At 69.6% G+C, this 25,562-nt stretch carries 26 protein-coding genes; 18 read left to right on the top strand and 8 right to left on the bottom strand.

The genetic code is table 11. The features are described from left to right. A partial coding sequence (locus B9G38_RS05550; protein WP_143415372.1) for a VUT family protein occupies window positions 1-319 on the bottom strand: 319 nt, incomplete at its 3' end. Next, window positions 312-527: a ribbon-helix-helix domain-containing protein gene (locus B9G38_RS05545; RefSeq protein ID WP_086219749.1), complete on the bottom strand. Its 216-nt coding sequence runs from the start codon at window positions 525-527 to the stop codon at window positions 312-314. The genes B9G38_RS05545 and B9G38_RS05550, both read right to left, overlap by 8 nt. Before the next feature lie 170 nt (window positions 528-697). Between B9G38_RS05545 and B9G38_RS05540 the strand changes: the two genes are divergently transcribed. From B9G38_RS05540 to B9G38_RS05525, 4 genes are all read left to right on the top strand, one after another. Continuing rightward, window positions 698-1,279 carry a biotin transporter BioY gene (locus B9G38_RS05540; protein ID WP_086219748.1) on the top strand — a complete coding sequence of 194 codons (582 nt, stop codon included), beginning with the start codon at window positions 698-700 and terminating at the stop codon, window positions 1,277-1,279. Beyond that, window positions 1,276-2,052 carry an energy-coupling factor ABC transporter ATP-binding protein gene (locus B9G38_RS05535; RefSeq protein ID WP_086219747.1) on the top strand — a complete coding sequence of 259 codons (777 nt, stop codon included), beginning with the start codon at window positions 1,276-1,278 and terminating at the stop codon, window positions 2,050-2,052. The genes B9G38_RS05540 and B9G38_RS05535 overlap by 4 nt, the downstream gene beginning before the upstream one ends. Further along, on the top strand, window positions 2,049-2,762 hold the full coding sequence (locus B9G38_RS05530) for an energy-coupling factor transporter transmembrane protein EcfT (protein WP_086219746.1): 714 nt from the start codon (window positions 2,049-2,051) through the stop codon (window positions 2,760-2,762). Before B9G38_RS05535 ends, B9G38_RS05530 begins: the two co-directional genes overlap by 4 nt. Window positions 2,763-2,861: 99 nt before the next feature. After that, window positions 2,862-5,039: a (Fe-S)-binding protein gene (locus B9G38_RS05525; RefSeq protein WP_086219745.1), complete on the top strand. Its 2,178-nt coding sequence runs from the start codon at window positions 2,862-2,864 to the stop codon at window positions 5,037-5,039. Between the two features lie 33 nt (window positions 5,040-5,072). Here B9G38_RS05525 and B9G38_RS05520 read toward each other — a convergent pair whose 3' ends face one another. Further along, window positions 5,073-5,366 carry a hypothetical protein gene (locus B9G38_RS05520; RefSeq protein WP_086219744.1) on the bottom strand — a complete coding sequence of 98 codons (294 nt, stop codon included), beginning with the start codon at window positions 5,364-5,366 and terminating at the stop codon, window positions 5,073-5,075. Window positions 5,367-5,571: 205 nt separating this feature from the next. Here B9G38_RS05520 and B9G38_RS05515 point away from each other — a divergent pair, with 205 nt between their 5' ends. From B9G38_RS05515 to phoU, 5 genes are read left to right on the top strand one after another with little or no spacing between them, the layout of a single operon-like run. Then, a complete protein-coding gene (locus B9G38_RS05515; RefSeq protein WP_086219743.1) occupies window positions 5,572-6,609 on the top strand; it encodes a PstS family phosphate ABC transporter substrate-binding protein in 1,038 nt (345 codons plus the stop codon). A 56-nt stretch (window positions 6,610-6,665) separates the two neighbouring features. After that, on the top strand, window positions 6,666-7,640 hold the full coding sequence (gene pstC / locus B9G38_RS05510; protein ID WP_086219742.1) for a phosphate ABC transporter permease subunit PstC: 975 nt from the start codon (window positions 6,666-6,668) through the stop codon (window positions 7,638-7,640). After that, window positions 7,640-9,430: a phosphate ABC transporter permease PstA gene (gene pstA / locus B9G38_RS05505; protein ID WP_086219741.1), complete on the top strand. Its 1,791-nt coding sequence runs from the start codon at window positions 7,640-7,642 to the stop codon at window positions 9,428-9,430. The genes pstC and pstA overlap by 1 nt, the downstream gene beginning before the upstream one ends. 1 nt (window position 9,431) lies before the next feature. Continuing rightward, window positions 9,432-10,265: a phosphate ABC transporter ATP-binding protein PstB gene (gene pstB, locus B9G38_RS05500; protein ID WP_086219740.1), complete on the top strand. Its 834-nt coding sequence runs from the start codon at window positions 9,432-9,434 to the stop codon at window positions 10,263-10,265. Continuing rightward, the gene (gene phoU / locus B9G38_RS05495) at window positions 10,266-10,967 is read left to right on the top strand and encodes a phosphate signaling complex protein PhoU (protein WP_086219739.1); all 702 of its coding nucleotides are present in this window, start codon (window positions 10,266-10,268) and stop codon (window positions 10,965-10,967) included. It abuts the gene before it with no gap. On the opposite strand, the gene B9G38_RS05490 is transcribed toward phoU, so the two are convergent. Then, a complete protein-coding gene (locus B9G38_RS05490; protein WP_086219738.1) occupies window positions 10,961-11,170 on the bottom strand; it encodes a hypothetical protein in 210 nt (69 codons plus the stop codon). The genes phoU and B9G38_RS05490 overlap by 7 nt on opposite strands. 27 nt (window positions 11,171-11,197) lie before the next feature. On the opposite strand from B9G38_RS05490, the gene B9G38_RS05485 reads away from it, so the two are divergent. The 5 genes from B9G38_RS05485 (at window position 11,198) to B9G38_RS05465 (ending at window position 15,787) form a co-directional block, all read left to right on the top strand. Beyond that, on the top strand, window positions 11,198-12,250 hold the full coding sequence (locus B9G38_RS05485; RefSeq protein ID WP_086219737.1) for a sodium:calcium antiporter: 1,053 nt from the start codon (window positions 11,198-11,200) through the stop codon (window positions 12,248-12,250). 60 nt (window positions 12,251-12,310) lie between these two features. Beyond that, a complete protein-coding gene (locus tag B9G38_RS05480) occupies window positions 12,311-12,730 on the top strand; it encodes a cobalamin B12-binding domain-containing protein (RefSeq protein ID WP_086219736.1) in 420 nt (139 codons plus the stop codon). Next, window positions 12,731-13,906 (top strand): methylmalonyl Co-A mutase-associated GTPase MeaB, encoded by a 1,176-nt coding sequence (gene meaB, locus B9G38_RS05475; RefSeq protein WP_086219735.1) that lies wholly within the window; start codon window positions 12,731-12,733, stop codon window positions 13,904-13,906. It begins immediately after the preceding gene. Window positions 13,907-13,996: 90 nt separating this feature from the next. Beyond that, window positions 13,997-14,950 (top strand): alpha/beta fold hydrolase, encoded by a 954-nt coding sequence (locus B9G38_RS05470; RefSeq protein ID WP_086215902.1) that lies wholly within the window; start codon window positions 13,997-13,999, stop codon window positions 14,948-14,950. A 78-nt stretch (window positions 14,951-15,028) separates the two neighbouring features. After that, a complete protein-coding gene (locus B9G38_RS05465; RefSeq protein WP_049931487.1) occupies window positions 15,029-15,787 on the top strand; it encodes a response regulator in 759 nt (252 codons plus the stop codon). Window positions 15,788-15,817: 30 nt separating this feature from the next. Here B9G38_RS05465 and B9G38_RS05460 read toward each other — a convergent pair whose 3' ends face one another. Continuing rightward, window positions 15,818-16,336, bottom strand: a complete 519-nt coding sequence (locus B9G38_RS05460; RefSeq protein ID WP_086219734.1) for a DUF4442 domain-containing protein — start codon at window positions 16,334-16,336, stop codon at window positions 15,818-15,820. Between the two features lie 456 nt (window positions 16,337-16,792). Between B9G38_RS05460 and B9G38_RS05455 the strand changes: the two genes are divergently transcribed. Then, on the top strand, window positions 16,793-17,785 hold the full coding sequence (locus tag B9G38_RS05455; RefSeq protein ID WP_086215900.1) for a TIGR00269 family protein: 993 nt from the start codon (window positions 16,793-16,795) through the stop codon (window positions 17,783-17,785). A gap of 66 nt (window positions 17,786-17,851) precedes the next feature. Here B9G38_RS05455 and ftsZ read toward each other — a convergent pair whose 3' ends face one another. The 3 genes from ftsZ to B9G38_RS05440 all read right to left on the bottom strand — a co-directional run bounded on the left by ftsZ (window position 17,852) and on the right by B9G38_RS05440 (window position 20,139). After that, entirely contained in the window at window positions 17,852-19,102 is a 1,251-nt protein-coding gene (gene ftsZ, locus B9G38_RS05450) for a cell division protein FtsZ (protein WP_049931490.1), read from the bottom strand. 4 nt (window positions 19,103-19,106) lie between these two features. After that, window positions 19,107-19,286: a ribbon-helix-helix domain-containing protein gene (locus B9G38_RS05445; RefSeq protein WP_006111915.1), complete on the bottom strand. Its 180-nt coding sequence runs from the start codon at window positions 19,284-19,286 to the stop codon at window positions 19,107-19,109. A gap of 214 nt (window positions 19,287-19,500) precedes the next feature. After that, window positions 19,501-20,139 carry a zinc ribbon domain-containing protein gene (locus B9G38_RS05440; protein WP_086215899.1) on the bottom strand — a complete coding sequence of 213 codons (639 nt, stop codon included), beginning with the start codon at window positions 20,137-20,139 and terminating at the stop codon, window positions 19,501-19,503. A gap of 178 nt (window positions 20,140-20,317) precedes the next feature. Here B9G38_RS05440 and B9G38_RS05435 point away from each other — a divergent pair, with 178 nt between their 5' ends. Genes B9G38_RS05435 through B9G38_RS05425 form a run of 3 tightly spaced genes read left to right on the top strand, consistent with a single transcriptional unit; the run spans window position 20,318 to window position 25,379 of the window. Then, window positions 20,318-20,800, top strand: coding sequence for a hypothetical protein (locus B9G38_RS05435; RefSeq protein WP_086219733.1), 483 nt, complete (start codon window positions 20,318-20,320; stop codon window positions 20,798-20,800). Between the two features lie 18 nt (window positions 20,801-20,818). Then, on the top strand, window positions 20,819-24,400 hold the full coding sequence (gene smc, locus B9G38_RS05430) for a chromosome segregation protein SMC (protein ID WP_086215898.1): 3,582 nt from the start codon (window positions 20,819-20,821) through the stop codon (window positions 24,398-24,400). Further along, entirely contained in the window at window positions 24,393-25,379 is a 987-nt protein-coding gene (locus B9G38_RS05425; protein ID WP_086215924.1) for a ScpA family protein, read from the top strand. Before smc ends, B9G38_RS05425 begins: the two co-directional genes overlap by 8 nt. Window positions 25,380-25,562: the final 183 nt, after the last annotated feature.

Below are 25,562 nucleotides of genomic sequence, written 5' to 3'. Positions count from 1 at the left end.
GCGCTAACACGAGGAAGTTCGCGAGGAACGCGACGTTGACGACGACCTGCGTCGCCCGCCGGCCGTACGGCTCCGCGTAGCAGTCGGACGCGAGGAACGTGAGCGCGTACGCGAGCGCGGCGCCGGGAAGCAGTACCTCCGCCCCGACGACCGGCAGCGCGAACGGCAGCGGCAGCGCGAGCACCTTCGCGGCCGTGAGCTGCGCGGTCGCGAGCGCGACCGTGAACAGCGTGATCAGCGCGACCGCCGCGACCGCCGACCGGTCCAGCGGGTCGGCTCGGAAGGGGCCGCCATCGCCGGCTGCCGTCCGGCTACTCATCGGTCTCCTCCGCCGCTCCGGCCGCGGTCGCCGCACCGCCCCCGTCGAGGCGGTCGTGGCGGGCGTCGATCTCGTCGAGCAGGTCCAGGTTCTTTCGGATCGACGCGCGCACCGCGTCGCTGCGGTTCACGAACTTCCCGTCGTCGCCGACGTGCTCGTCGAGGTCGGCGAGCAGTTCCGCCGGGATCTCGACGCTTATCTTCGGCATACTCGCGTCGTGGACGCCGGACGGGTATGAGCGTTATTATCCGGAGATTATCCTGAGAGCATCCGAGGCGCTCGGCGACGCCGCGCGTCGACGCCGCTCGACGGCGTCGTGCCCCGCTCCCCGGTCCGTAAACCAATATTCTCAAGTGGGTTTACGAGCTGCGTGGGGACATGGCAACGAACACGGAGTCCGTCGACCTCGTCGGCGACGAGGCGGCGACGAACCTCGCTCGCGCAGCGCTGTTCGCGGCGCTCGTCGGGGCGTTCGCGTACGTCACGTTCCCGAACCCGGTCTCGCCCGTGGACGTGACCCTCCAGGTGCTCGGCGTCTTCCTCGCGGGGATATTTCTCGGTCCGGCGTGGGGCGGCGCGTCGCTCGTCCTCTACCTCGCGGCCGGGGCGCTCGGCGCGCCCGTCTTCGAGGGCGGGTCGGCCGGCGTCGGCCAACTCGTCGGCCAGTCGGCGGGCTACCTCTGGTCGTACCCGATCGCCGCGGCGGTCGTCGGCGCGGTCGTCCACCGGGGCGCGGCGCTCCGCGACCTCGATTCAGTCGGTCTCCCGACGCTCGTCGGCGCGATGGTCCTCGGCACCGTCGTCATCTACGGGCTCGGCGTCGCCGGTCTCGCGCTCGTCCTGTCGCTCGGGCCCGTCGAGGCGATCACCGTCGGCGCCGTCGCGTTCCTCCCGGCCGAGGCCCTGAAGATCGCCGCCGCCGTCGGCGTCGTGCGGTCCGACGCGATCGCCGCGGCGTGATCGAACTCGACGGCGTCACGTGTCAGTACGGTCGAAGCGGCGGCAACGGGGACGACGCCAGCGGCGACGCCGCCGCCGCTTCGACCGTCGCCGTCGACGACGTCACACTCTCCGTCCCCGACGGGGAGTTCCTCGTCGTCGCGGGCGCGAACGGCTCGGGGAAGACGACGCTCGTCCGGACGTTCAACGGGCTCGTCGAGCCGGACGCCGGGACCGTCTCTGTGAACGGAACCCCGGTCGACGAGGACCTCGTCGCGGCGCGCTCGGCGGTCGGGATGGTGTTCCAGGACCCGCGCGACCAGCTGGTCGCCGCCACCGTCGGCGCGGACGTCGCGTTCGGGCCGGAGAACCTCGGGCTCTCGCATACGGAGATCGACCGGCGGGTCGACGAGGCGCTCGCGGCCGTGAACATGGCGGGGCGGGAGCGCGAGCGGATCGACTCCCTGTCCGGGGGCGAGCGCGAGCGGGTCGCCATCGCGGGCGCGCTCGCGATGGAACCCGACCACCTCGTCTTAGACGAGCCGTTCACCGGCCTCGACGAGCCAGCGCGGCGGTCGGTCGTGGAACGGCTCCGGGCGCTTCACGGCGAGGGGACGAGCGTCGTCGTCGTCACGCACGACCTCCGCGACGTCGCCGCGCTCGCGGACCGGATCGTCGGGCTGGCGGGCGGTGAAGTCGCTGTCGACGCGCCGCCCGGGGAGGCGACCTCGACGCTGCCCGGACTGGACGTTCGGGTGCCCGGGGGCGGCGAGTTCGGTGCTCCGACCGGATGACGCTGTCCTTCGTCCCCGGCGACTCGCCCGCCCACCGGCTCGACCCGCGGTCGAAGCTGCTCGTTCAGGTCGCGTTCGCGGCCGTCGCGTACGCGTACACCACGCCGCGGGGGCTCGCCCTCCTCACGCTCGTCGCGGTCGGCTGCCTGCTCGCCGCCGACGGCGGGCCGCGGGACCTGTGGAGTTACCGCGTCGCGTTCCCGGTCCTCCTCTTCGCCCCGCTCGTCGCGGGCGCGACGCTCGGCGCGCCGTGGTTTCGGGTCGAGCGCGCCGCCGCGACGGGGCTCGCCAGCTACCGCGTCCTCCTGCTGCTCGTCGTCGCCGCCGCCTACGTGCGGTCGACGCCCGTCCGCGAGTCGCGCGCGGCGCTCCAGCGGACGGTCCCGGGACGGCCGGGCGTCTTCCTCGGCGTCGGCGTCGCGCTCGTCTTCCGGTTCCTCCCCCTGCTGAAGCGGGATCTCCTCGCGACGCGCGAGGCGGTCCGGGCCCGCCTCGGCGCGGAGCGCTCCCGACGCGAACGGATGCGCCTCGTCGCCGTCGGCGGGCTCTCGCGGGCGCTCTCCCGGGCCGACCGGCTCGGGACGGCCCTCGTCGCCCGCTGTTTCGCGTGGAACCCGACGCTCCCCCGGCTCGCGTTCCGCCGCGTCGACGCGCCGGCGCTGGCGCTCGCCGGGGCCCTGCTCGCTGCCGCGGTCCTCCGGGTCGCGTGAGCCCCCCGTCGCGACCGAGCGCTCCGGACCGCGTGAACGACGAGCGACGAACGCCGCGTTGTGGCAAGCTTTAACCCGACCGTATCCCGGTGATCGATCATGATTCCCTTACAGGCCGCCACCCGAGAGACCTTCTGGACCATCGGTCCGGTGGGGAAGGCGGCGTTCTACTGGCTCGCCGTCGTCGCGATCCTCGTCTTCCTGTACGGCGTCTACGCGCGCTTCGCGGCGTACGCGCGCGGGAGCTCGGACCCGAGGGACCGGCTGTCGAACCTCCCCGGCCGGGTCGTCGCCGCGACGAAGACCGTCCTCTCGAACGAGAACCAGTTCGACGGGGACCTGTACGCGGGCGTGATGCACACGTTCGTGCTGTGGGGGTTCCTCGTCCTGCTCGTCGCGACGACGATCCTCGGGATCGACATCGACCTCTACCGCCCGCTCACGGGCGAGTCGTTCTGGGTCGGCGACTTCTATCTGGCCTACCAGTTCGCCGTCGACGCGTTCGGCCTGCTGTTCGTCGTCGGCGTCGGCATGGCCGGCTACCGCCGCTACCGGAACCGCGAGGGGCGGCTCTGGGGGAAACACACCTCGCTGGAAGACGACGCGTTCGTCTGGACCCTCTTTCTGCTCGGGGTCGGCGGGTTCGTCGTCGAGGGCGTGAGCATGGTCGGGCAGCCGGGGCGCGCGACCGAGACGGTGAGCTTCGTCGGGATGGCGCTCGCGACCGGGCTGGAGACGGCCGGGCTCACGGCCGCGGGCGCCGAGGCGATATACGGCGCCCTCTGGTGGAGCCACTCGCTGCTCGCGTTCGCGTTCGTCGCGTGGATCCCGTACGCGAAGCCGTTCCACATGATCTCCTCGTTCGCCAACGTCGTCGCCCGCGACGAACGGGCGGGCGCGCGGCTCCCGAACGTCCCCGCCGACCTCGACCACACCAACGCCGAGTCGCTGGAGGACTTCACGTGGAAGGAGCTGCTCGACGGCGACGCCTGTACGAAGTGCGGGCGGTGTACCGACGCCTGCCCCGCGGACACGGTCGGCCGCAACCTCGACCCCCGAAACGTCATCCTCGATTTGAAGGCGTACCGGGAGTCGGTGAGCGACGACCCGGTGGCCGGTCGCCGAGCAGAGGCGGTGACTGACGGTGGTGTGACCGCTTCGGACGGCGGCACGGTCCCCATCGTCGCCGACGAGGGCGGCGTCATCGACGCCGAGTCGATGGAGTCGTGCATGTCCTGTATGGCGTGCATGGACGCCTGCCCGGTCGACATCGAACACCTCACCTCCTTCACGAAGATGAACCGCCAGCTCGTCGACGAGGGGGCGGTCGACTCGAACCTCCAGGACGTGTTCCAGGACGTGATGCAGCGGGGGAACACCTTCGGCGAGTCGCAGTCGGCGCGCGGCGACTGGACCGACGACCTCGACGACGCCGTCGACGTGCCCGACGCCCGCGAGACGGAGGTGGAGTACCTCTGGTACGTCGGCGACTACCCGAGCTTCGACGACCGCAACAAGAAGGTCGCCCGCGCGCTCGCCCGCCTCTTCGACGAGGCCGACGTGTCGTTCGGAATCCTCTTCGACGACGAGAAGACCGACGGCAACGACATCCGCCGGATCGGCGAGGAGTTCCTCTACCTCGAACTGGCGGGCCACCACGTCGAGACGTTCGCGGACTGCGAGTTCGAGAACATCGTCTGTACCGACCCGCACTCGTACAACACCATCAAAAACGAGTACCCCGAGGTCGACTTCGCCGAGTTCGCGGACGACCCGATGATGCCGTTCGACCGCGAGGACCCGTGGAACCCGGACGGCGAGGTCGACGTGTTCCACTGGACGCAGGTGGTCGAGGAGCTGGTCGAGGACGGCCGGCTCGACCTCTCCGGCGACGAGCTGGACTACACCGTCACCTACCACGACCCCTGTCACCTCGGGCGATACAACGACGAGTACGAGGCGCCCCGCGAGCTCATCCGGGCGACCGGCGCCGACCTCTACGAGATGCCCCGCTCGCGAGACGACTCGTTCTGCTGCGGCGGCGGCGGCGGCGGGCTCTGGACCGAACACGACGAGGAGGTGAAGCCGAGCGAGGAGCGCCTCCGCGAGGCGGTCGAGGACACCGACGCCGGCGCCGGAATCGAGAAGTTCGTCGTCGCCTGCCCGATGTGTACGACGATGTTCGAGGACGGGCGAAAGACGGGGAACTTCGAGGACGACGTGGAGATCGTCGACGTCGCGGAGCTGCTGATCGAGGCGGTGGAGGCCGGCTCGTAGCGGTCGGGGTTCGTTTTTCGGTGGTCCTCGGCGCTACGCGCGCCGCGACCGCGCGTCCGCCGCGTCGTCGGTGCGACGCAACAGCGCGCGGCCGGGGGCGCGGTCGCGGACCGGCGCGTTACCGAGGTAGTCGACGAGCGCGTCTCGCAGCAGGGCGACGTCCTCGTCGTCGAGCGCCGCGCCCCGCTCTATCGACTCGATCGGACGGTGGTACGGCCTGTCGTCGTCGTCGGCGGTCGCGGCGTCGACCAGCGCGGCGTGGGCGACCCACGCCTCCTCCCGAGAGGTCGTCGGCGCGGGCGGCCCGTCGGTCGTGGGAGGGGTCATTCGTCCGGCTTCTCCCGGTACGGAGACTTAAAACCACGTCCCGGTTCTCTCGACTTCGACGCCGGGAGCCGCCGCCTCACGCCCGCCGAAGGCCTATATACTACTATATATTCTACTGAGGGATGTATAGTCGTACGGGGCCGTACGCGGCGCCCCGTACCCCTCATAGCATACTACTTAACCGGAACTCGCCCACCATCGGGTGATGGCTTCCAGCCACGACGCGGACGCAACGGGAATCACGCGGCGGAAATCGCTCGCGGCGATCGCCGGCGCCGGGGCGCTCGGACTCGCCGGCTGTACGCAGAGCTCCGACGGCGGGGACGGCTCCGACGGCGGAGACGGCTCCGACGGCGGGGACGGCTCCGACGGCGGGAACGAGCTCTCCGGCCCGATCAACATCGCGGGTTCGAGTACGGTGTTCCCGCTGATGAGCGCGGTGATGGAGGACTTCGCCGAGATGCACCCGGGCGTCGACCCCGACATCAGCTCGACCGGGTCCGGCGGCGGCTTCTCGAACTTCTTCTGTACGGGCGACACCGACTTCAACAACGCGAGCCGCCCCATCCAGCCGGAAGAGGAGGAGCTGTGCGCGGACAACGGCGTGGAGTACGTCGAGCTGATCGCGGCGACCGACGCGCTCACCGTCGTCGTCAACCCCGAGGCCGACTGGATCGACTCGCTCACCACCGAGGAGCTCGCGCAGATCTGGAAGTCCGACCCCGCCCAGACGTGGGACGAGGTCCGCGACGAGTTCCCGAACGAGGAGATCGACCGGTTCGGCGCCGCCGACACCTCCGGGACGTACGACTACTTCATCGAGGCGATCCTGGAGGAGCGCGGCCACACCAGCGACTACCAGGCCACGGAGCAGGACAACACGATCGCGCAGGGCGTCGCCGGCAGCGAGTACGCGATCGGCTACTTCGGGTTCGCGTACTACTTCCAGAACCCGGACCAGCTGAAGGCGCTCGGGATCGACGACGGCGACGGCCCGGTCGAGCCGAGCCTCGAAACGGCCTCGTCGGGCGAGTACACCCCCCTCTCGCGGCCGCTGTTCACCTACCCCTCCATCGAGTCGCTGGGCGAGGAACACATCGCGGAGTTCGCCCGCTACTTCGTCGAGCAGACGACGAACGAGGACCTCGTCGCCGGCGACGTCGGCTACGTGCCCGCCACCGAGGAGACGCAGGAGGAACAGATGGAGAAGCTCGAAGACGCGATCGAACGGGCGCAGGGCTGAGCCGGCGCGATGAACCGGTGTATTGATTTACGACAGCGTTCGATACCTCACCGTTCGTGACTGACAGCACAGAGAGTCCGGACCTGTCCCGTCGGGGCGGGCTCACACGACTGAAGGAGGGAACATACGGGGGCCTGTTCTCGGCGTGCGCGGCGATCACGCTGCTCACGACGGCCGCGATCTTCGTTACGCTCCTGTCGGACGCGGTGGTGTTCTTCCGGGCGATACCGATCGCCGAGTTCCTCACCGGCACCAACTGGAGCCCGAACCCGGCCGGCGGCGGACAGGCGTTCGGCATCATCCCGCTCCTGATCGGGACGCTCACGGTGACTATCACGGCGGCGTTCATCTCGATCCCGATCGGGACGCTCACCGCCATCTACCTCAGCGAGTACGCGACGCCGAACGCCCGGTCGATCCTGAAACCGCTACTGGAGATCCTCGCGGGGATCCCGACGGTCGTGTACGGGTACTTCGCCTTAGTGTACGTCACGCCGGCGCTGAAGGCGACGCTGTTCCCGGAGATGAGCACGTTCAACGCGCTCGCGGCGTCGATCATGGTCGGGATCATGACGATCCCGATGGTGTCGTCGATATCCGAGGACGCGATGAGCGCGGTGCCCGACGAGCTCCGGCAGGCCGGCTACGGGCTCGGGGCGACCAAGTTCGAGGTGTCGACCGGGATCGTGGTCCCGGCGTCCATCTCCGGGATCGCCTCCTCGTACATCCTCGCCGTCTCTCGCGCCATCGGCGAGACGATGATCGTCGTCGTCGCGATGGGTGCGCAGGCGCGGATGCCCGAGGTACAGCAGGCGGTCTTCGGGGTCCCGTTCGTCAACCCCGCCGACGTGCTCTTACAGTCCGGGATGACGATCACCGTCGCGATGGTGCAGATCACCGGCGGCGACCTCACCGGCGGCACGCTCCCGTACAACTCGATGTTCGCGCTCGGCCTCGCGCTGTTCGCGGTGACGCTCGTTATGAACGTAATCAGTGACATTATCGCGGAACGCTACCGGGAGGAGTACTGATGGCGACCGACAACGCCACCGCGGACGGGACCGACGCCGCCAACGCGGACGGCTTCGGCGAGGTCAGCCGCGTCCGGGGGATCGTCTTCGAGTACCTCTCGTTCGGGGCGAGCGTGTTCGGCCTCGTCGCGCTCGGCGTGCTGCTCGTGTACGTCGCGATCGACGCCTTCGACCTCGCGAACGCCAGCCCCGAGTGGCTGTTGACCTACTTCCTCACGCTCGTCGTCCCCTTCCTCGCGTTCTGCCTGTACAGCGCGAACGACCGCGACGTCACCCGGCGCGCGCTCGGCGCGCTCGGCGGCGGGCTCGTCGCGGTCGCGGTGCTTTTCACCGCTATCGAGGCGCTCGTCGTCCCGATCCCGCGGCTCAACTGGCAGCTCGCGTACCTCTTCGTCGTCGCCGCCCCCGTCGCGGCGTACCTCGCGTACGTCGGGAGCGCCGGGCGCGTCGGCGCGGTCGGCTTCGGGCTTCTCGGTCGGCTGATCGGCGGGGCCGCGATCGGGCTCGCGGTCGGCACGCTGTTCTTAGTGTTCGACGCGCTGCTGTGGTTCCTCGCGTACACGCTCGGCGTCCTCCCGGCCGTCGGACTGTACGCGGTCGGCCGGCGGCGGTCGCTGTCTCGGGCGCAGACCGCGGCGGCGCCGGTCGGCCTCGTCGGACTGATCGCCGCGGTGTTCCTCCGCGACGTGCTCGCGACGTACCCGTCGGACCTGATCATCTACCTCTGGACGATCGCGGTCCCGGTCGCTGCCGCAGGGGCGGCCATCGTCGCCGACCGCAGCGGGCGAACCGCGGCGGCCGCCGCCGCCGGTCTCCCGCTCGCCGTTGCGACCGCCGGGGGATTCCTGGCCGCGGGCGCCGGGCTGCCGGCCCCCACGGTCCTCCTCGTGCTCGTCCTGACCGGCGTGCCGACCGCGGCCTACGTCTCCCGCGTGATCGACGTCGGCGAGGGGACGGTCGGGCTCGGTCTCCCGCTGCTCCTCGGCGCGGGCGTCGTCGCGGGGGCGCTGATCGTCGAGGCGCTGGGCGTCCCGGCGCCCGACCCGTGGCTCGACGCGTCCTTCCTCACCGAGGCGCCCTCTCGGACGCCGACGGAGGCGGGCCTCTACCCGGCCATCGTCGGCTCCGCGATCATCATCGCGATGGTCGCGGTGCTGTCGTTCGCGCTCGGGGTCGGCACGTCGGTCTTCCTCGAGGAGTACACGCCCGAGAGCGGTCCGCTCGGAACGCTGACGCGGATCCTTCAGGTGAACATCGCGAACCTCGCGGCGGTCCCGTCGGTCGTCTACGGCCTCCTCGGCCTGGGGCTGTTCGCGAACCTCCTCGGGCTCGGGATCGGGACGGCGGTGACCGCGGCGCTGACGCTGTCGCTGCTCATCCTCCCGATCACGATCATCTCCGCGCAGGAGGCGATCCGGTCGGTCCCGGACGACCTCCGGCGCGGCTCCGACGCCATGGGCGCGACGCGCTGGCAGACGACGAAGAACGTCGTGCTCCCCGAGGCGATGCCGGGCATCCTCACCGGGACGATCCTCGCGCTCGGCCGCGCCATCGGCGAGACGGCGCCGCTGATCATGATCGGGGCGGCGACGACGGTGTTTCGGGCGCCGGACAGCCTGTTCAGCCGGTTCAGCGCGATGCCGATGCAGATATACACGTGGGCCGGCTTCCCCCAGGCCGACTTCCGGTACGGCGTCGTCGCCGCGGGCGTTATCACGCTGCTGATCATCCTCGTCGGCATGAACGGGACGGCCATCCTGCTGCGGAACCGCGCGGAACGGGGGAGCTAACATGAGCAACACGACATCAGACGACTCGCTGATCACGACGGAGGTACAGGCGGACTCGAACGACGACCGCGCGGCGCACGCCGCCGGAACCGCGGTCGCGGCGCGGGACCTGAACGTCTTCTACGGCGACGAACAGGCGATCGACGACGTGACGATGGAGATCCCCGAAAAGCGCGTGACCGCGCTGATCGGCCCCTCCGGCTGCGGGAAGTCGACGTTCCTCCGGTGTATCAACCGGATGAACGACATGATCGAGATCTGCCGCGTCGAGGGCGACGTGGAGTTCGGCGGCAAGAACGTGTACGACGCCGACGTCGACCCCGTCGCCCTGCGCCGGAAGATCGGGATGGTGTTCCAGAAGCCGAACCCGTTCCCGAAGTCGATCCGCGACAACGTCGCGTACGGCCTGAACATTCAGGGGTACGACGGCGACGTCGACGCGCGCGTCGAGGAGTCGCTGAAGGGCGCGGCGCTGTGGGACGAGGTGAAAGACCAGCTCGACTCCTCCGGGCTCGAACTGTCCGGCGGCCAACAGCAGCGGCTCTGTATCGCCCGCGCCATCGCGCCGGACCCGGAGGTGATCCTCATGGACGAGCCGACTTCCGCGCTCGACCCCGTCGCGGCCTCGAAGATCGAGGACCTCATCGACGACCTCGCCGAGGAGTACACCGTCATCATCGTCACGCACAACATGCAGCAGGCGGCGCGCATCTCCGACCGGACCGCCGTCTTCCTCACGGGCGGCGAGCTGGTCGAGTACGACGACACCGCGAAGATCTTCGAGGACCCCGAAGAGCAGCGCGTCGAGGACTACATCACGGGGAAGTTCGGATAGATGTCCCGCGAGAACTATCAGGAGCGCCTCGACGAGCTCCGGGACGGCGTGGTCGCGATGGGCGAGACCGTCTGCGACCGGCTCGACGACGCGGTCGAGGCGGCGGTGACCGGCGACGACGAACTCGGTCGGTCGGTGATCGAGACGGACCACGAGGTCAACGAGACGTACCTCGCCCTCGAAGACGAGTGTACCGAGCTGTTGGCGCTCCAGCAGCCGGTGGCCGGCGACCTCCGGCTCGTCGCCGCCTCCTTCAAGATAATCACCGACCTCGAGCGCGTCGCCGACCTCGCGACGAACCTCGCGGCGTACGGCGGTCCCGACGGCGGCGTCCACCCAGCGGTCGACGTGCGCGGTCTCGGCGACGCCGCCCGCGAGATGGTCGCGGACGCGGTCGCCGCCTACGCGGTGCGCGACCCGGCGGCCTGCCGCGAGATCGCCGCGAGCGACGACGCGTTCGACGACCGCTGCCGGGAGGCGAGCGAGGCGGTCGTCCGCGAGCTGCTGGAGGCCGACCGCGCCCGGAACGCCGCGAGCGACGGTTCGGTACCGACCGACGGCGAGGCGCTCGAGGACTCCCTCGACGAGGTGTCGCAGGCGCTGCTCGCGGTGCGCGACCTCGAGCGGATCGCGGACCACGCGGTCAACGTCGCGGCCCGGACGCTGTACATGATCGAGAACGACGACGAGCTGATCTACTGAGCTGCTTGCGGCGGGCGGTCCGCGAGACCCGCGACGAGGTCGAGCGCCGCGTGGTCGCCGCCTTCGACGGGCGGTTCGACGTACACGACTGCGAGGAGGACGCTCGCGCCGTCGACGCGCGTCTCCTCCGTGTCCCCCGCGCCCCGCCCGAACCGACCCGGTCGGGACTGACCGATCTCCCTCGCCGTGTCTCCGGAACCCATAATCGACTCCGGACCCAGTGACCGGACGTGACCGTACTGCAGGAGCTCGTCGGAGACCAGTCGCTCGCCGTCTGGATCGCGTTGGGAGCGCTCGGGTTCCTGCTGACCTGGAAGGGCGCGAACGTCATCGAGTCGACGACCTCGAAGATCAGCGACCACTTCGGCGTCTCGCAGGCGATCCAAGGGGGGCTCATCGTCGCGGCCGCCACGTCGTTCCCCGAGCTCGCGATCATCGTCATCTCGGTGCTCGTCCTCGGCGACTTCGGCGTCGGTGCCGGCGCGCTCATCGGCACGGCGGTGTTCAACATCCTCGTCATCCCGGCGGCCGTCTCCATCACGAGCGGCGACACGACGACGACGCAGGGAATCGTCTACCGCGACGCCATCTTCTACACCGTCGCCGTCCTCGCCCTCTTCGGCGTGATCGCCCTGGGCGTCCTCGGGACCGACGGGCGGGAGATCGCGCGGATCTCCCCGCAGATGGGCGTCGGCCTCCTGGTGTTGTACGGCGTGTACGTCGTCCTCCTCGCCGGCGGGAAAAGCGGCGCGTCGGACATGAAGCGGACGGAATCGACGAACCTCCCGAAACAGGCCGGGCTGTTCGCGGCCGGCCTGGTCGTCGTGCTCGTCGGCGTCGAGTCGATGGTCACCATGACGGTACAGCTCTCCGAGGCGCTCGACGCGCCGTCGTTCCTCGTCTCCGTGACGCTGCTGTCGGCGATGAGCTCGTTCCCCGACCTCCTCGTCGGCGTGAAGATGGGCAAGGCCGGCGACAAGCGGGCGGCGGTCGCGAACGTCTTCGGCACGAACACGTTCAACCTCGTCGCCGCGCTCCCGATCGGGGTCATCCTCGCCGGCGGCGTCTCGATCGGTTTCCTCACCTCCGTCCCCCTGCTCCTGTTCCTGTTTTACACGACCCTCGTCGTCGTCGTGCTGTCCGCGACGGACTTCGAGATATCCACCGAGGAGGGGTACGTCTTCCTCGCGATGTACGCGATCTTCCTCGGCTGGATGACGACCGAAGCGCTCGGCGTCACCGCGTACCTGACGGAGTCGACGCTCCGAACGATCGTCGGGTGACCCGCCGGTCTGTCCCTATCTTCCGTTAGAATCAAACCCGCACGCGACACAGAGTGACGCATGAGTGCCGAACAGCAGGAGCGGGCCGTCCGGTGTCTGGTCGCGAAGGTGGGGCTCGACGGCCACGACCGGGGCGCACACGTGATCGCGCGGGCGTTCCGCGACGCCGGCTTCGAGGTCGTCTACTCCGGGCTCCACCGGGCGCCGGACGACATCGTTCAGGCGGCGGTACAAGAGGACGTGGACGTGCTCGGCATCTCGATCCTCTCGGGCGCGCACAACACGCTCGTCCCGAAGGTTATCGAGGGGCTCAAGGAGTACGACGCGTTCGACGACACCCTCGTCCTCGTCGGCGGGATCATTCCGGACGAGGACGAGGACGACCTGAAGGAGCTCGGCGTCGCCGAGGTGTTCGGCCCCGGGACGCCGATGGAGGAGACGATCGAGTTCATCCGGAACAACGTTCCGGAGCGCGCGTAGATGGCCGGGCCGGACGCATCCGCGGTCGCCGACGCGCCGACGCTCTCCGAGGCGGACGCCGCGCTCGTCGAGGACCTCCTCGCGGGGAGCCACCGCGCCCTCGCCCGCGTGATCACCAAGATCGAGAACCGGTCCCCGGGGTACCGGGCGATAGTCTCCGCGCTCCACGAGCACACCGGCGGCGCGGACGTGATCGGAGTCACCGGCTCGCCGGGCGCCGGGAAGTCGACGCTCGTCGACAAGCTCGCCGCCGCCTACCGCGACCGCGGCGACACCGTCGGCGTGATCGCTGTCGACCCCTCCTCGCCGTACACCGGCGGCGCCGTCCTCGGCGACCGTATCCGGATGGGGTCGAACGTCGGCGACATGGACGTGTTCTTCCGGTCGATGAGCGCGCGCGGTCAGCTCGGGGGACTCTCGACGGCGACCGCGGACGCCGTGAAGGCGCTCGACGCCTTCGGGAAGGACTTGGTCGTGTTAGAGACCGTCGGCGCCGGACAGAACGAGGTGGACGTGGTCCGCACGGCCGACACGGTCGCGGTGCTCGTCCAGCCCGGCTCCGGCGACGACGTCCAGACGCTGAAGGCCGGCATCCTCGAGATCGGCGACGTGTTCGTCGTCAACAAGGCCGACATGGACGGCGCACAGCGGACCGTCGCCGAGCTAGAGGAGATGGTCCACCGCCGCGAGGGCGGTACGACCGGACGCGACGCCGGCCACCACGGCGCGACCTCGACGGCCCCGACCGGCGCCGGGGGCTCGTCGTCCGATCACGGCGACGGCGACCGCGCGGGTGGGTCCGGACACAGCGGGTCCGATCCGCACGCGGGCGATTCCGACGGGTCGTGGACGCCCGACGTGTTAGAGACCGTCGCGAACACCGGCGAGGGCGTGGCGGCGCTGATCGAGACGTTCGACGCGCACGCGGCCTACCTCCGGGAGTCCGGTCGGATCGCGGCGACGGAGCGGCGCCGGTACGCCGAGGAGATCCGCACGCTCGTGCGGGCGGACGTGGGGTCGCTCGCGACCGCCGAGATCGAACGGCACGGCGGGATCGACCGGCTCGCGGAGCGCGTCCGCGACCGGGAGACGGACCCGTACGCGGTCGCCGAGGCGATCGTCGGTCCGATCGCCGACTGCGTCGACGAGGCCGCGGACGGCGACGCCGGCGACTGACGGGCGGTTCCCCGAACGCCCGGCCCGCTCCGAGGGGCGGCGTTCCGCCGCGTCCCACGAGTATAAGTCGCCAGCGAACCAACAGTTTGTATGAAGCTCAGGAACCTCCTCGGCGGCGCCGTCCTCGGCGTCGGCGCGCTCGCCGCGCTCAACACCGGCCTCCGCTACGAGGGCGAACTGGAGCCCCCGCTCGACGGCGACGACGGCCTCTTCCGCTGGCGCGGGATGGACGTCGCGTACACCGAGGCGGGCGATCCGGACGACCCCGACCTCGTGTTGCTCCACGGGATCAACGCCGCCGGTTCCTCCGGCGAGTGGCGCGCGGTGTTCGACGACCTGGCCGACGAGTACCACGTCGTCGCGCCCGACTTCCCGGGGTACGGCCGCTCCGACCGGCCGCCGCTCCGGTACTCCGCGGCGCTGTACGAGGACTTCGTTCACGACTTCCTCGCCGAGTTCGACGAGCCCGCGGTCGTCGCCTCCTCGCTGTCGGCGGCGTACGCGGCCGCCGCGGTCGACGACGGCGACGCGGACGGCGGGGTCGAGCTGAGCGGCTTCCTCGCCGTCTGTCCCACCGCGACCGCGGGGCCGAGTCCGGCGAAGGGGTGGCTCCGCGAACTGCTCCGCGCGCCGCTCGTCGGCCGGGCGCTGTTCAACGCCATCACGGCGAAGCCGTCGATACGGTACTTCAACGCCGACCACGGCTACGACGACCCGGCGAACCCGAGCGCGGAGTGGACCGACTACGAGTGGCGCACGACCCACGTCGAGAACGCGCGCTTCGCGCCCGCGTCGTTCGTCTCCGGGACGCTCAACAGCGAGATCGACCTCGCGGCCGCGCTCGCCGACCTCGACGTGCCCCCGACGATCGTCTGGGGCCGAGAGGCGACCGTGAGCCCCCTGACGGACGGCCGCGAACTCGCGGACGCGGCCGACGCGCGCCTCGTCGTCTTCGACCGCGCGCGGCTGCTCCCGCACGTCGAACACCCCGACCGCTTCGTCGAGACGGTCGAGGAGGCGCTCGTCGCCGGCGCGACCGCGTAACGACCGGTCTCGTCCGCGATTCTCAGCCCTGAATATCGAACGGTCACGGATAAGTACGCCACTCCCCGAGGACTCGCAATGACGGACACGTTTCGCCTCCTGTGCGTCGACGACGAACCGGGGCTGGCCCGGCTCGTGGCGACGCACCTCGAACGAGACGACGACCTCGGCTGCGAGACGGCGGCCGAGACGGACCCCCGCGAGGCGCTCCGCCGCGTCGAGCGCGAGTCGTTCGACTGCGTCGTCAGCGACTACGACATGCCCGGCCTCACCGGCGTCGAACTGCTCTCGGCGGCGCGCGAGGCCGAGCCGGAGCTCCCGTTCCTGCTGTTCTCGGCGACCGGTCCCGACGAGATCGCGGCCGAGATGGTCCGCGCAGGCGTCAGCGACTACGTCTCGAAACACGGGGGCGCGGACGGTTACACCGCACTGCTCCGCCGCGTCAAACGCGCCGAGGCGGGCGAGCGCGGGCGCCTCGACGCCGGCTTCGACGACGGCCGCCCCTCGGACGTCGCGCTCGACGGCGTCTGTACCGTGGGACCGGACGGCACCTTCGAGTTCGTCGGCGAGGAGTACGGCGAGCTGTACGGGTACGACCCCGAGGAGCTCGAAGGTGAGCCGTGGCAGCGGCTCCACCCCGCCGACGAAGTCGAGCACATCCGCACCCACATCATCCCGGCCGTAACCGGCGGCGAGCGGTGGAGCGGGACGAGCACGGGGCTCCGGGCGGACGGCAGCCGGTTCGCCGAGTCGAAGATGGTGAGCACCACCGCGGACGACCGGCTGGTCATCTCGGTGTCGCCGCTCGACGCCGTCGGACGCGCCGCCGACGACTGAGCCGACCCGCCGCCGGCTCGCGACGGCTCCTCACTCGTCGCGGCGGACGTACAGCGTCTTCTCGCAGGCCGCGTGGACCCCCCCGTCCTCGTCGACGAGCGAGACGAGGTACTCGCGGTCGGTCGACTCGCCCGGGTCGAGTTCCTCGCGGATCGCCTCGGTTTCGTTGGACGGCAGTTCGAACTCCGCGTACAGCGTGTCGCGACCCGGCTCGATGAACTCCAGCGCCGCCGACTTGTCCCACACGGTGAACCCGTCGCCGAGGACGCGGCGGAGCATCATCATGTACACCGGGTCGATCGCGGCGTAGATACTGCCGCCAAAGATTGTGCCGACCGCGTTCCGGGTGCGCCAGTTCAGCGGAACCCGAATCCGGACGTACCGCCACCCGGCGGCGATGTGGTCGACGCGCGCCCCGGTCCCCCGGTACGCGGGCAGGAGGTTGAACCCGTACCGCCAGAGCCGGGTCCGGCGGCTCTCCGCCGGCGGGTCCTCGCGAAGCGGTCGCAGGTCGGGATCGCGGTCGACCCCGGTCGGGGAATCGGTCACGCCGATTCGGGGGGTTCCGCCGACAAACCGGTGTCGGAACCGGCGACAACGCGTCCGGGGTTTCACAGAGGAACAGGGAGGAATCCCACGGCTTCAGTCGTGGATCACTGGCGTCTAACACGCGTTTACGCGGATCTCAACGGCGAGTGCCTGCGAGCGGCCGACAGGCCGCGAGGAGCACGCCCGAGGGACGCCGCGAACGCCCGCGGGGCGTGAGCGGGAGCGAGGCGCGACGCGCCTCTGGCAGCCGGCGACGAGGCTGGGGAGGCGTGAGATGCGGGGCCTCGCGGCTGGGGCCTCGGAGGCGGTTTCGACCAATCCGTATTCTGCCACTCCCGAGCGAACGGTCGGGCTCTCGGAATCGTTTGCGCCGGCGTCGCCGCCGCCCCGTCTCACTACTCTCTTCGCGTAGCTGGCCCGAAACGGGTATCCCCGCGCGACCGCAACCCGACACCGATGGAGTGCGACAAGTGCGGGGCCGACGCGATCCACCACGCCGCCTACTCCGGGGCGCACCTCTGCGGCGAACACCTCCGGCAGTCGGTCGAGAAGCGCGTGAAGCGTCGGGTCCGCGAGGACGGCCTCCTCGACCCGGACGCGACCCCCGACGACCCCGACCGCTGGGTGATCGGCCTCTCCGGCGGGAAAGACAGCGTCGCCCTGACGACGATCCTGGACGACGTGTTCGGGAAGGACCCCCGCGTGGAGATGCTCGCTTTAACGATCCACGAGGGGATCGAGGGGTACCGCGACGCGAGCGTGGACGCCTGCGTGGAGCTGGCCGACGACCTCTCCATGCGCCACGAACTCGTGTCTTACGAGGAGGAGTTCGACGTGCGGATGGACGACGTGGTCGAAGACGACCCCGAGAATATGGCGGCCTGCGCGTACTGCGGCGTGTTCCGCCGCGACCTGCTGGAGAACTACGCCGCCGAGTTCGACGCGGACAAGCTGCTCACCGGACACAACCTCGACGACGAGGCGCAGACCGCCATGATGAACTTCCTCGAAGGCGACGTGCGGCAGGTCGCGAAACACTTCGACGCCTCGCTCGGGCCCTTCGACGAGCGCGGGGACACCGACGCGTTCGTCCCGCGTGCCAAGCCGCTCCGCGACGTGCCCGAAAAGGAGATCGCGCTGTACTGCCACGTCCGCGACCTCCCCACGCACATGGCGGAGTGCCCCCACGCCGAGGAGGCGTACCGCGGCGAGATCCAGTCGACGATCCACGCCTTAGAGGAGAACCACCCCGGCGCGCGCCACTCGATCATGGCCGGCTACGAGGAACTGTCCGCGCTCGCGGCCGACGCCTACCGCGGGGACGGCGAGAAGGGAGACGACGCCGACGGCGAGAGCTCCGCCCTCCGCGAGTGCGAGCGTTGCGGCTCGCAGACGAGTCGCGACGTCTGTCGGAAGTGCCGGCTGCTAGAATCGATCGAAGCCGTCTGAGCGCGGAAGACGCGCGCCGGCGCGTCGGAAAAAGTCGACCGCGGTCGATCCCCGGACGACCGAGGGTCAGCGGATGACGTCGAGTCCGTTGTTCTTCTCGATCTGGTCGCTGCCGCCGTCGGACTCCCAGCCGCGGTCGGTGCCGCCGGAGACCGCCGGCTCGCCCCTGTTGCCCGCGCCGCCTGCGCCGCCCGCACCGCCTGCTGCCTCGTTCGCCTCGGCGGCCCGGGAGCGCGAGTCGCCGAGGTCGTCGGCGTTGACCGCCGCCCGTGACTTGTCGGCCTGCTTCTGGGTGGAGGGGCCGAGTACCTGCGCGCTCTGGACGCCCGTCATGATCGCCATGACGCGCACCTTCCCCTTGTACTCCTCCTGGATGCGTGCGCCCCAGATCACGTTCGCGCTCGCCTCCAGCCGCTCGGTGATGTTGTTCGCGATTCCCTCGGCCTCCTTCAGCGTGAGGTCCGGGCCGCCAGTGATGTGGACGAGCCCGCCGGAGGCGCCGCGGTAGTCGACGTCGAGCAGCGGGTGGTTCATCGCGTCGTTGACCACCTCTTGGGTCTTGTTCTTGTCCTGCGTCTCGCCGACGAGCATGACCGCGACGCCGCCTTGGTTCATGATCGTCGACATGTCCGCGTAGTCGAGGTTGATGAGGCTCGGTTGGGTGATCGTCTCGGAGATCCCCTTCACCGTCTCCGCGATGATCTGGTCCATCACGGAGAACGCCTTCCCGATCGGCAGGTTCGGGACGTAATCGAGCAGGCGGTTGTTGTCGAGGACGATGATCGAGTCGGCCTCGTTCCGGAGGTCTTCGAGCCCCTCTTCGGCTTTCACCGTGCGGGCGCGCTCGACGTTGAACGGGGTCGACACCATCCCGACGACGATGGCGCCCTGCTCTTTGGCGATCTTCGAGACGACGGGCGCGGCGCCGGTGCCCGTGCCGCCGCCCATGCCGGCGGTGACGAAGACGAGGTCCGCGTCGCCGAGCACCTCTTTGATCGTCCCCTGCGCCATCTCCGTGGCGCGCTCGCCCATCTTGGGGTCGCCGCCGGCACCGAGCCCCTGCGTGAGCGACTTGCCCACGAGGATCTTGGTGTCGGCCTCGATCATCTTGAGGTGCTGTTTGTCCGTGTTGATGGCGACGGTGTCGGCGCCGTCGACGCCGATGTTGTACAGCCGGTTGACCGTGTTGTTGCCGGCGCCGCCGGCACCGACGATGACGATCCGGGGGTCCCCGAACTCGTCGTCGTCCATGTCGACGTCCATGTCGCGTTTCTCCGCTTCCGCGTTGTCGAGGGCGTCCTGAACGAGATCTTGCATCAGTTTACACCTTCGCCCAGCTGCGGTTGCGGCCGCGCTCGTCGCGCTCGCCGTCCTGTTCGTTCAACATGTCTCGGACGGCCGACCGGATCGCCTCGCTCCGGTTCGGGAACTCGCCCGTTTCCACCATCTGTTCGACCTCGTCGATCTGCTGTTTCGGGATTCGTAGTGTCACACGCTCCATTGTATTCCCCCGGTAAGACGGCGAACACGCGACGCGTGTGTCTTACAGTTCGGAGCCGCCCGGGCAGGGGGCCGTGCCCCGAGCCGGACGCCCGTTGTAAGACGACCGTCTTACGCAACTCAAATCACCGAGGCTACCAATATAAAACTATCGGACGTTGTAAGACAGACCGCTGAGTCGGTCGATTTCGACGGATTTGAGCGCTTACAACCTGTTACCTGTCTTTCAATACGTCTGCGGCCGGGGTCCGCCGACCGCAGCCAGGGCAGAACGCCCAGTCCGTCCGGATCTCGTCACCGCACTCGCAGAACGCTCTGTGCGACTGCTTTTCTCCGCAGTTCGGGCAGTACACGTGCTCTCGCGGGACGACCTCGCCGCAGCCACCGCAAGCACTTTCGCCCGTCTGCGCCTCACGGTTCCGGGCACCGACGCTATCCTCCGTCTTACGTCCGCCCGAGTCCGCCGCCTCGGCCGTCTCACGCGCCACACTGACGGCCTCCGCCGGCTCGCTCGACCCGGCTGACGGCGCGTCGAGCGTGACGTTTACGTTGACGTCGCCGGCGCCGCCGGCGCCGCCGGGCGCGTACGCGGGTAGACCGGCGCTGTCCGCCGAGCCGAGCCGCTCGTCGAGCGCCGTGTCGAGCCGCTCCGCGATCAGCTCGTCGACGCGGTCCGCGAGGGCGTCGTCGACGCTCCCGGCCGCGGCGTCGGACGCGTCGGACGCGCCGTCCTCCGCGTCGACCTCGTCGAGGTGTGTCCGGAGCGCCTCCCGCATCACCTCGCTCTTGGAGGCGTCACACGCTTCCAGCCGGTCGACGAGGTCGTCGTCCGCCCGGAAGGTGATCTTGCTCATACCGGACTCGTACCGCCGGTCGGTACAAGTATCTTCCCCTGTTGTCTGACACGTTTACCGAATCCGAAATGTTTGGCCGAACGTCGATACGCCGCGGCGTTCGCCCCCGATCGTGGTATTTGGTCACACATGTGTCTGACGCAGATTTATACGCGTCGCGCGAGCATGCGTGAATATAATGAGGAACCGCGTCGAGGACCTCGAACGGCAGGTCGCGGAGCTACAGGCGGCGGTCAACGGGCTCACCGAGGAGCTCGTCGAGATGAAGGAACGCGTCCGACAGCTGGAAGACGAGCGGTCGGTCGCGGTCGAGGCCGACGCCGCCGGCCCGGCGGCCGGCGCCGAGGCGAGTGCGTCCGACGCCGAGCCCGCGGCCGATCGCTCGGCGGGAGACGACCCCGCGGCCGAGGAGGCCGGGGACGACTCGGCGTCCGGCGGCGAGCGGACGACCCACTCCGACGACCACGTCGACGTCTTCGAGTCCGTCGAGGAGTCGTCCGACGGGGCGGACGCGGCCAGCGCGGACGCCGCGAGCGACGGTGAGGACGTCATCGTGCCCGAGCAGTCGGCGACGACGCCCGACGCCGACGCGGCGGCCGAGGAGCCCGCCGAGGACGACGAGGGCGAGTCGAGCGAGGGCGACGACATCATCGTCGCGTAACCGGTCGCCTCCGACCACATGCACATCACTGAAGTCGTTCTGGACGGGTTCAAGAGCTTCGGGCGAACGACGAGGATCCCCTTCTACGAGGACTTCACGGTCGTCACCGGCCCGAACGGCTCGGGGAAGTCGAACATCATCGACGGCGTGCTGTTCGCGCTCGGCCTCGCCCGCACTCGCGGGATCCGCGCCAAGAAGCTCACCGACCTCATCTACAACCCCGGCCACGACGACGGCGAGGCCGCCGACGGGCCGAACGAGGCCTCGGTGACCGTGGTTCTCTCCAACGAGGACGGGACCCTCGACCGGTCGCAGGTCGTCTCCGCGGCCGGCACGGAGAACGTCGGCGACGTCTCCGAGATCACGATCAAGCGGCGCGTCAAGGAGACCGAGGACAACTACTACTCGTACTACTACCTCAACGGCCGTTCGGTGAACCTCTCGGACGTTCAGGATCTGCTCGCGGCCGCGGGCGTGACGCCGGAGGGGTACAACGTCGTCATGCAGGGCGACGTCACCGAGATCATCAATATGACCCCCTACCAGCGGCGGGGAATAATCGACGAGATCGCGGGCGTCGCCGAGTTCGACGAAAAGAAGGAGGCCGCCTACGAGGAGCTCGACACCGTCGAGGACCGCATCGGCGAGGCGGACCTCCGGATCGGCGAGAAGGAGGACCGGCTCGACCGGCTCTCCGACGAGCGCGAGACCGCCCTCCAGTACCAGGAGCTCCGCGACGAGTTAGAGGAGTACCGCGGGTTCCGCAAGGCCTCCGAGCTGGAGGAGAAGCGCGACGCGCTCGCGACCGTCGAGGCCGACATCGACGAGGCCGAGGCGGACCTCGGTGAGCTCCGCGCGGAACTCGACGCCAGACAGGGGAAGCTCACCCGGCTGGAGGAGGACCTCGAAGACCTCAACCACGAGATCGAGACGAAGGGCGAAGACGAGCAGATCGAGATCCGCTCGGAGATCGAGGAGATCAAAGGCGGGATCTCGCGGCTGGAAGACAGGATCGAGTCGGCGGAGTCGCGCGCCGAGTCCGCCGAGAACGACCGCCGGCAGGCGTTCGTCCAGATCGACCGCAAGGAGGAGACAATCGAGGAGTTGGAAGGCGAGATCCGCGAGACGAAAGTGGAGAAGGCGTCGGTGAAATCGGAGTTGGCGACGAAGCGCTCCGAGTTGGCCGACGTCGAGGCGGAGATCGAGGGTGCCGACACCGAGTTCGACGAGCTGAAGGCCGAGCTGTCGGAGAAGAAGGAGGCGATCGAGTCGCTCCGCGAGGAAAAAAACGAGACGCAACGCGAGAAAGACCGGCTGCTCGACGAGGCCCGCCGCCGCTCGAACGCGGTGAGCGAGGCTCGCGAGGAGCTGGAGGAGGCCCGGGAGTCGCTCCCGGAACACAAAGCGCGGATCTCCGAGCTGAAAGGGGAGCTCGACAAGGCCGAGAAGAATCAGGCGACCATCGAGGACGCGGTCGCCGACCTGTTCGCCGAGAAGGCGGAAGCAGAGGAGCGCCTCGAGGCGATCGAGGACACCCTCCGCGAGAAGCAGAACGAGTACGCCAAGCTGGAGGCGGCGGCCGACCAGCGCGGCGACGCCTCGTGGCCCCGGGCGGTCACCGAGGTGAAGAACGGCGGCATCGACGGCGTCCACGGCGCGGTCGGCGAACTCGCCTCTGTCGAAGCCCAGTACGCCGAAGCCTGCGAGACCGCGGCCGGCGGGCGGCTGGCGAACGTCGTCGTCGACGACGACGGCGTCGGCTCGACCTGTATCGACTACCTCAAGCGGCGCAACGCGGGCCGGGCGACGTTCCTCCCCGTCACGGAGATGGACGACCGGAGCCTGCCGCGGAAACCCTCGCTGCCGGGCGTCGTCGATTTCGCGCGGAACCTCGTCGACTACGACGCCGAGTACGAGTCGATCTTCTCGTACGTGCTCGGCTCGACGCTCGTCGTCGAGGACATGGCGACCGCCCGCGATCTGATGGGCGACTACCGGATGGTCACCCTCGACGGCGACCTCGTCGAGAAGTCGGGCGCGATGACCGGCGGCTCCGGCGGCGGCTCCCGCTACTCGTTCACGAAGTCCGGCGGCGGCAAGATCGAACGGCTCGCGACGGAGATCTCGGAACTCGAAGACGAGCGCCGGTCGGTCCAGTCCGAGATCGACGCGCTCGACGACGACATCGAGGACGCGCGCGACCGGAAGGCCGACGCGGCCGAGCGCGTCCGGTCGCTGGAGGCGGACGTCGAGCGCGCAGAAGACGACCTCGCGGAGGCGGAAGCCCGGATCGAGGAGCTAGGGGCCGAACTGGAGGAGCTGGAGGCGGAACGCGAGTCGGTCGACGCGGAGATGACCGCGTTAGACGAGGAGCTGGCGGAGACGGACGCGGAGATCGACGAGCTCGCGGCCGAGATCGACGAGATCGAGGCCGAACTCGCCGACTCGAAGATCCCCGAGCTCTCCGAGCGCGCCGACGAGATCCGCGCCGAGATCGGCGACCTCGACGACCGCATGAGCTCGCTCGACGGCCGGATCAACGAACTGGAGTTAGAGAAGGGGTACGCCGAGGACGCGCTCGACGACCTCCACGACGACGTCGAGGAGGCCCAGAACGCGAAGGCGGAGGCCGAGGAGGCGATCGCCGACCACGAGGCGGCGATCGAGGAGAGGGAGGCGGAGCTCGAAGCGAAGAAGGAGGCGATCGCCGACCTCGAAGAAGAGCTCTCGGCGCTGAAAAGCGACCGCGAGGAACTCCGCGAGGAGATCCGCGAGGCGACGCAGGCGCGCGACGAGCAGCGGTCGCTCGTCGCCGAGGCCGAGTCGGACCTGTCGGACCTCACCGACCGCCGCGACCGCTTGGAGTGGGAGATCGACGAGTTAGAGTCGCAGGTCGGCGCCTACGAGGCCGACGAGATCCCCGACCTCGACGAGGTGGAGTCGCGGATCGAGGAGCTGGAGACCGAGATGGAGGCGTTAGAGCCGGTGAACATGCTCGCGATCGACGAGTACGAGGAGGTCGAGGCCGCGCTCGACGAGCTCCGGGAGCGCCGGGACGTGCTCGTCGAGGAGCGCGACGCCATCGAGGAACGCATCGAGGGGTACGAGGCGGCGAAGAAGGAGACGTTCATGGAGACGTTCGAGTCGATCAACGACCACTTCGAGGACATCTTCGCACGCCTCTCGGCCGGGACGGGGGAGCTCGTCTTGGAGAACCCCGAGGACCCGTTCGAGGAGGGGCTGACGATGAAGGCCCAGCCCGCGGACAAGCCGGTCCAGCGGCTCGACGCGATGAGCGGCGGGGAGAAGTCGCTCACCGCCCTGTCCTTCATCTTCGCCGTTCAGCGCCACAACCCCGCGCCGTTCTACGCGCTTGACGAGATCGACGCCTTCCTCGACGCCGTCAACGCCGAGCGCGTCGGCGAGATGATAGAGGAGCTGGCCGAGGAGGCGCAGTTCGTCGTCGTCGGCCACCGCGCGGCGCTGTTGGAGCGCTCAGACCGCGCCATCGGCGTCACGATGCAGGGCGACAACCTCTCGGCGGTGACCGGGATGCAGTTCGGCGACGACGCCGACGAGGAGGTGAGTGCGGATGACTGAGAAGGGCGACGGGGCCGCCGGCGGCGTCCCGGACCTCGACCTGACGAGCGACCGCGACGGCGCGGCCCCGTTCACGGACGACGCGTCCGGAGACGAGGCGGAGTCGACCGGCGCGCCCGATTTGGACGTGCCCGACGTCTCACCGTCGGACGTGCCCGATGTCGCACCGCCGGACGAGACCGACGACGACGAGGTCGAGCCAGTCGAGCTCCTCGTCCAGCTCGCCGAGGAGGGCGAGATCGAACCGTGGGACATCGACATCGTCCAAGTGACGGACGCCTTCTTGGAGAAGCTCGACGAGACGGACCTCCGAACGACCGGCCGGGCGCTGTTCTACGCCAGCGTCCTCCTCCGGATGAAAAGCGACGGCATGCTGGCGGACGACGACGAGGACGAGGAGCCGGAGCCAGAGCCGTGGGAGGTCGCGATGGAGGGCGGCGCGCCCGACCCGGCCGCCGACGGGTTCGACCCGGTCGACAAGCTGGAGGCCGAGATCGACCGCCGGCTCGACCGGAAGAACACTCGCGGGTCGCCGGAGACGCTCGACGAGCTCGTGCGGGAACTGCGCGAGGCCGAGCGCGGCTCGTGGTGGAAGGACTCCCGGGAGTACGACACCTCGGAGTCGCCGCACGGCCACGCCCGCGGCACGCAGACGCTCGACTACCGCGCCGGCGACGAGTTCCGGCAGGACGGCGAGCCGACCGCGGGCGAGGCGACCGACCGCACCCACGACGAGGACATCGAGGAGGTGATCGTGGAGATCGACGGCGTCCTCCGGACGCACTTCGACCGCGGGCGCACGGAAGTGCTGTTCGCGGAGATCGAGAGCGCCGGCGGCCGCCCGTTCATGACGTACCTCGCGCTGCTGTTCATGGCCCACCGCGGCTCGGTCCGCCTCCAGCAGGACGACCTGTTCGGCGACCTCTGGGTGAAGGACCCGTCTGCGATGACCGCCGAGTCGGAAGCGATCGCGGACTAATACGTTTCTAGGGAGGGAACCGTCCCCAGTGATGTCGCCGTTCTGTAGTGAATAGCTGCCCGCCAATCGGCGGCGAACGCCTCCGAAGCCCCAGCCGTGAGGCGGGCAGACGCTCTCTGCGCTCCTCGTCGCTCGTTTCACTCGCTCCTGCGGTGCTTACGTCGCCTCTGCCCGCCTCACGGC

The sequence above is a fragment of the Halorubrum sp. SD612 genome (genome assembly GCF_002135005.1).
The sequence above is the reverse complement of the archived record's forward strand: the minus strand, read 5'-3'. Positions and strand labels throughout refer to the sequence as shown.

Bases quoted from the DNA above. Each gene is read 5' to 3' on its own strand.
- B9G38_RS05520 (WP_086219744.1), bottom strand. From the start codon at position 5,366: ATGACCCCTCCCACGACCGACGGGCCGCCCGCGCCGACGACCTCTCGG.
- B9G38_RS05525 (WP_086219745.1), top strand. From the start codon at position 2,862: ATGATTCCCTTACAGGCCGCCACCCGAGAGACCTTCTGGACCATCGGT.
- B9G38_RS05425 (WP_086215924.1), top strand. From the start codon at position 24,393: ATGACTGAGAAGGGCGACGGGGCCGCCGGCGGCGTCCCGGACCTCGAC.
- phoU (WP_086219739.1), top strand. From the start codon at position 10,266: ATGTCCCGCGAGAACTATCAGGAGCGCCTCGACGAGCTCCGGGACGGC.
- B9G38_RS05455 (WP_086215900.1), top strand. From the start codon at position 16,793: ATGGAGTGCGACAAGTGCGGGGCCGACGCGATCCACCACGCCGCCTAC.
- B9G38_RS05545 (WP_086219749.1), bottom strand. From the start codon at position 527: ATGCCGAAGATAAGCGTCGAGATCCCGGCGGAACTGCTCGCCGACCTC.
- B9G38_RS05465 (WP_049931487.1), top strand. From the start codon at position 15,029: ATGACGGACACGTTTCGCCTCCTGTGCGTCGACGACGAACCGGGGCTG.
- meaB (WP_086219735.1), top strand. From the start codon at position 12,731: ATGGCCGGGCCGGACGCATCCGCGGTCGCCGACGCGCCGACGCTCTCC.
- smc (WP_086215898.1), top strand. From the start codon at position 20,819: ATGCACATCACTGAAGTCGTTCTGGACGGGTTCAAGAGCTTCGGGCGA.
- B9G38_RS05515 (WP_086219743.1), top strand. From the start codon at position 5,572: ATGGCTTCCAGCCACGACGCGGACGCAACGGGAATCACGCGGCGGAAA.
- pstA (WP_086219741.1), top strand. From the start codon at position 7,640: ATGGCGACCGACAACGCCACCGCGGACGGGACCGACGCCGCCAACGCG.
- B9G38_RS05480 (WP_086219736.1), top strand. From the start codon at position 12,311: ATGAGTGCCGAACAGCAGGAGCGGGCCGTCCGGTGTCTGGTCGCGAAG.
- B9G38_RS05470 (WP_086215902.1), top strand. From the start codon at position 13,997: ATGAAGCTCAGGAACCTCCTCGGCGGCGCCGTCCTCGGCGTCGGCGCG.
- B9G38_RS05440 (WP_086215899.1), bottom strand. From the start codon at position 20,139: ATGAGCAAGATCACCTTCCGGGCGGACGACGACCTCGTCGACCGGCTG.
- B9G38_RS05445 (WP_006111915.1), bottom strand. From the start codon at position 19,286: ATGGAGCGTGTGACACTACGAATCCCGAAACAGCAGATCGACGAGGTC.
- B9G38_RS05490 (WP_086219738.1), bottom strand. From the start codon at position 11,170: ATGGGTTCCGGAGACACGGCGAGGGAGATCGGTCAGTCCCGACCGGGT.
- B9G38_RS05540 (WP_086219748.1), top strand. From the start codon at position 698: ATGGCAACGAACACGGAGTCCGTCGACCTCGTCGGCGACGAGGCGGCG.
- B9G38_RS05530 (WP_086219746.1), top strand. From the start codon at position 2,049: ATGACGCTGTCCTTCGTCCCCGGCGACTCGCCCGCCCACCGGCTCGAC.
- pstB (WP_086219740.1), top strand. From the start codon at position 9,432: ATGAGCAACACGACATCAGACGACTCGCTGATCACGACGGAGGTACAG.
- ftsZ (WP_049931490.1), bottom strand. From the start codon at position 19,102: ATGCAAGATCTCGTTCAGGACGCCCTCGACAACGCGGAAGCGGAGAAA.
- B9G38_RS05435 (WP_086219733.1), top strand. From the start codon at position 20,318: ATGAGGAACCGCGTCGAGGACCTCGAACGGCAGGTCGCGGAGCTACAG.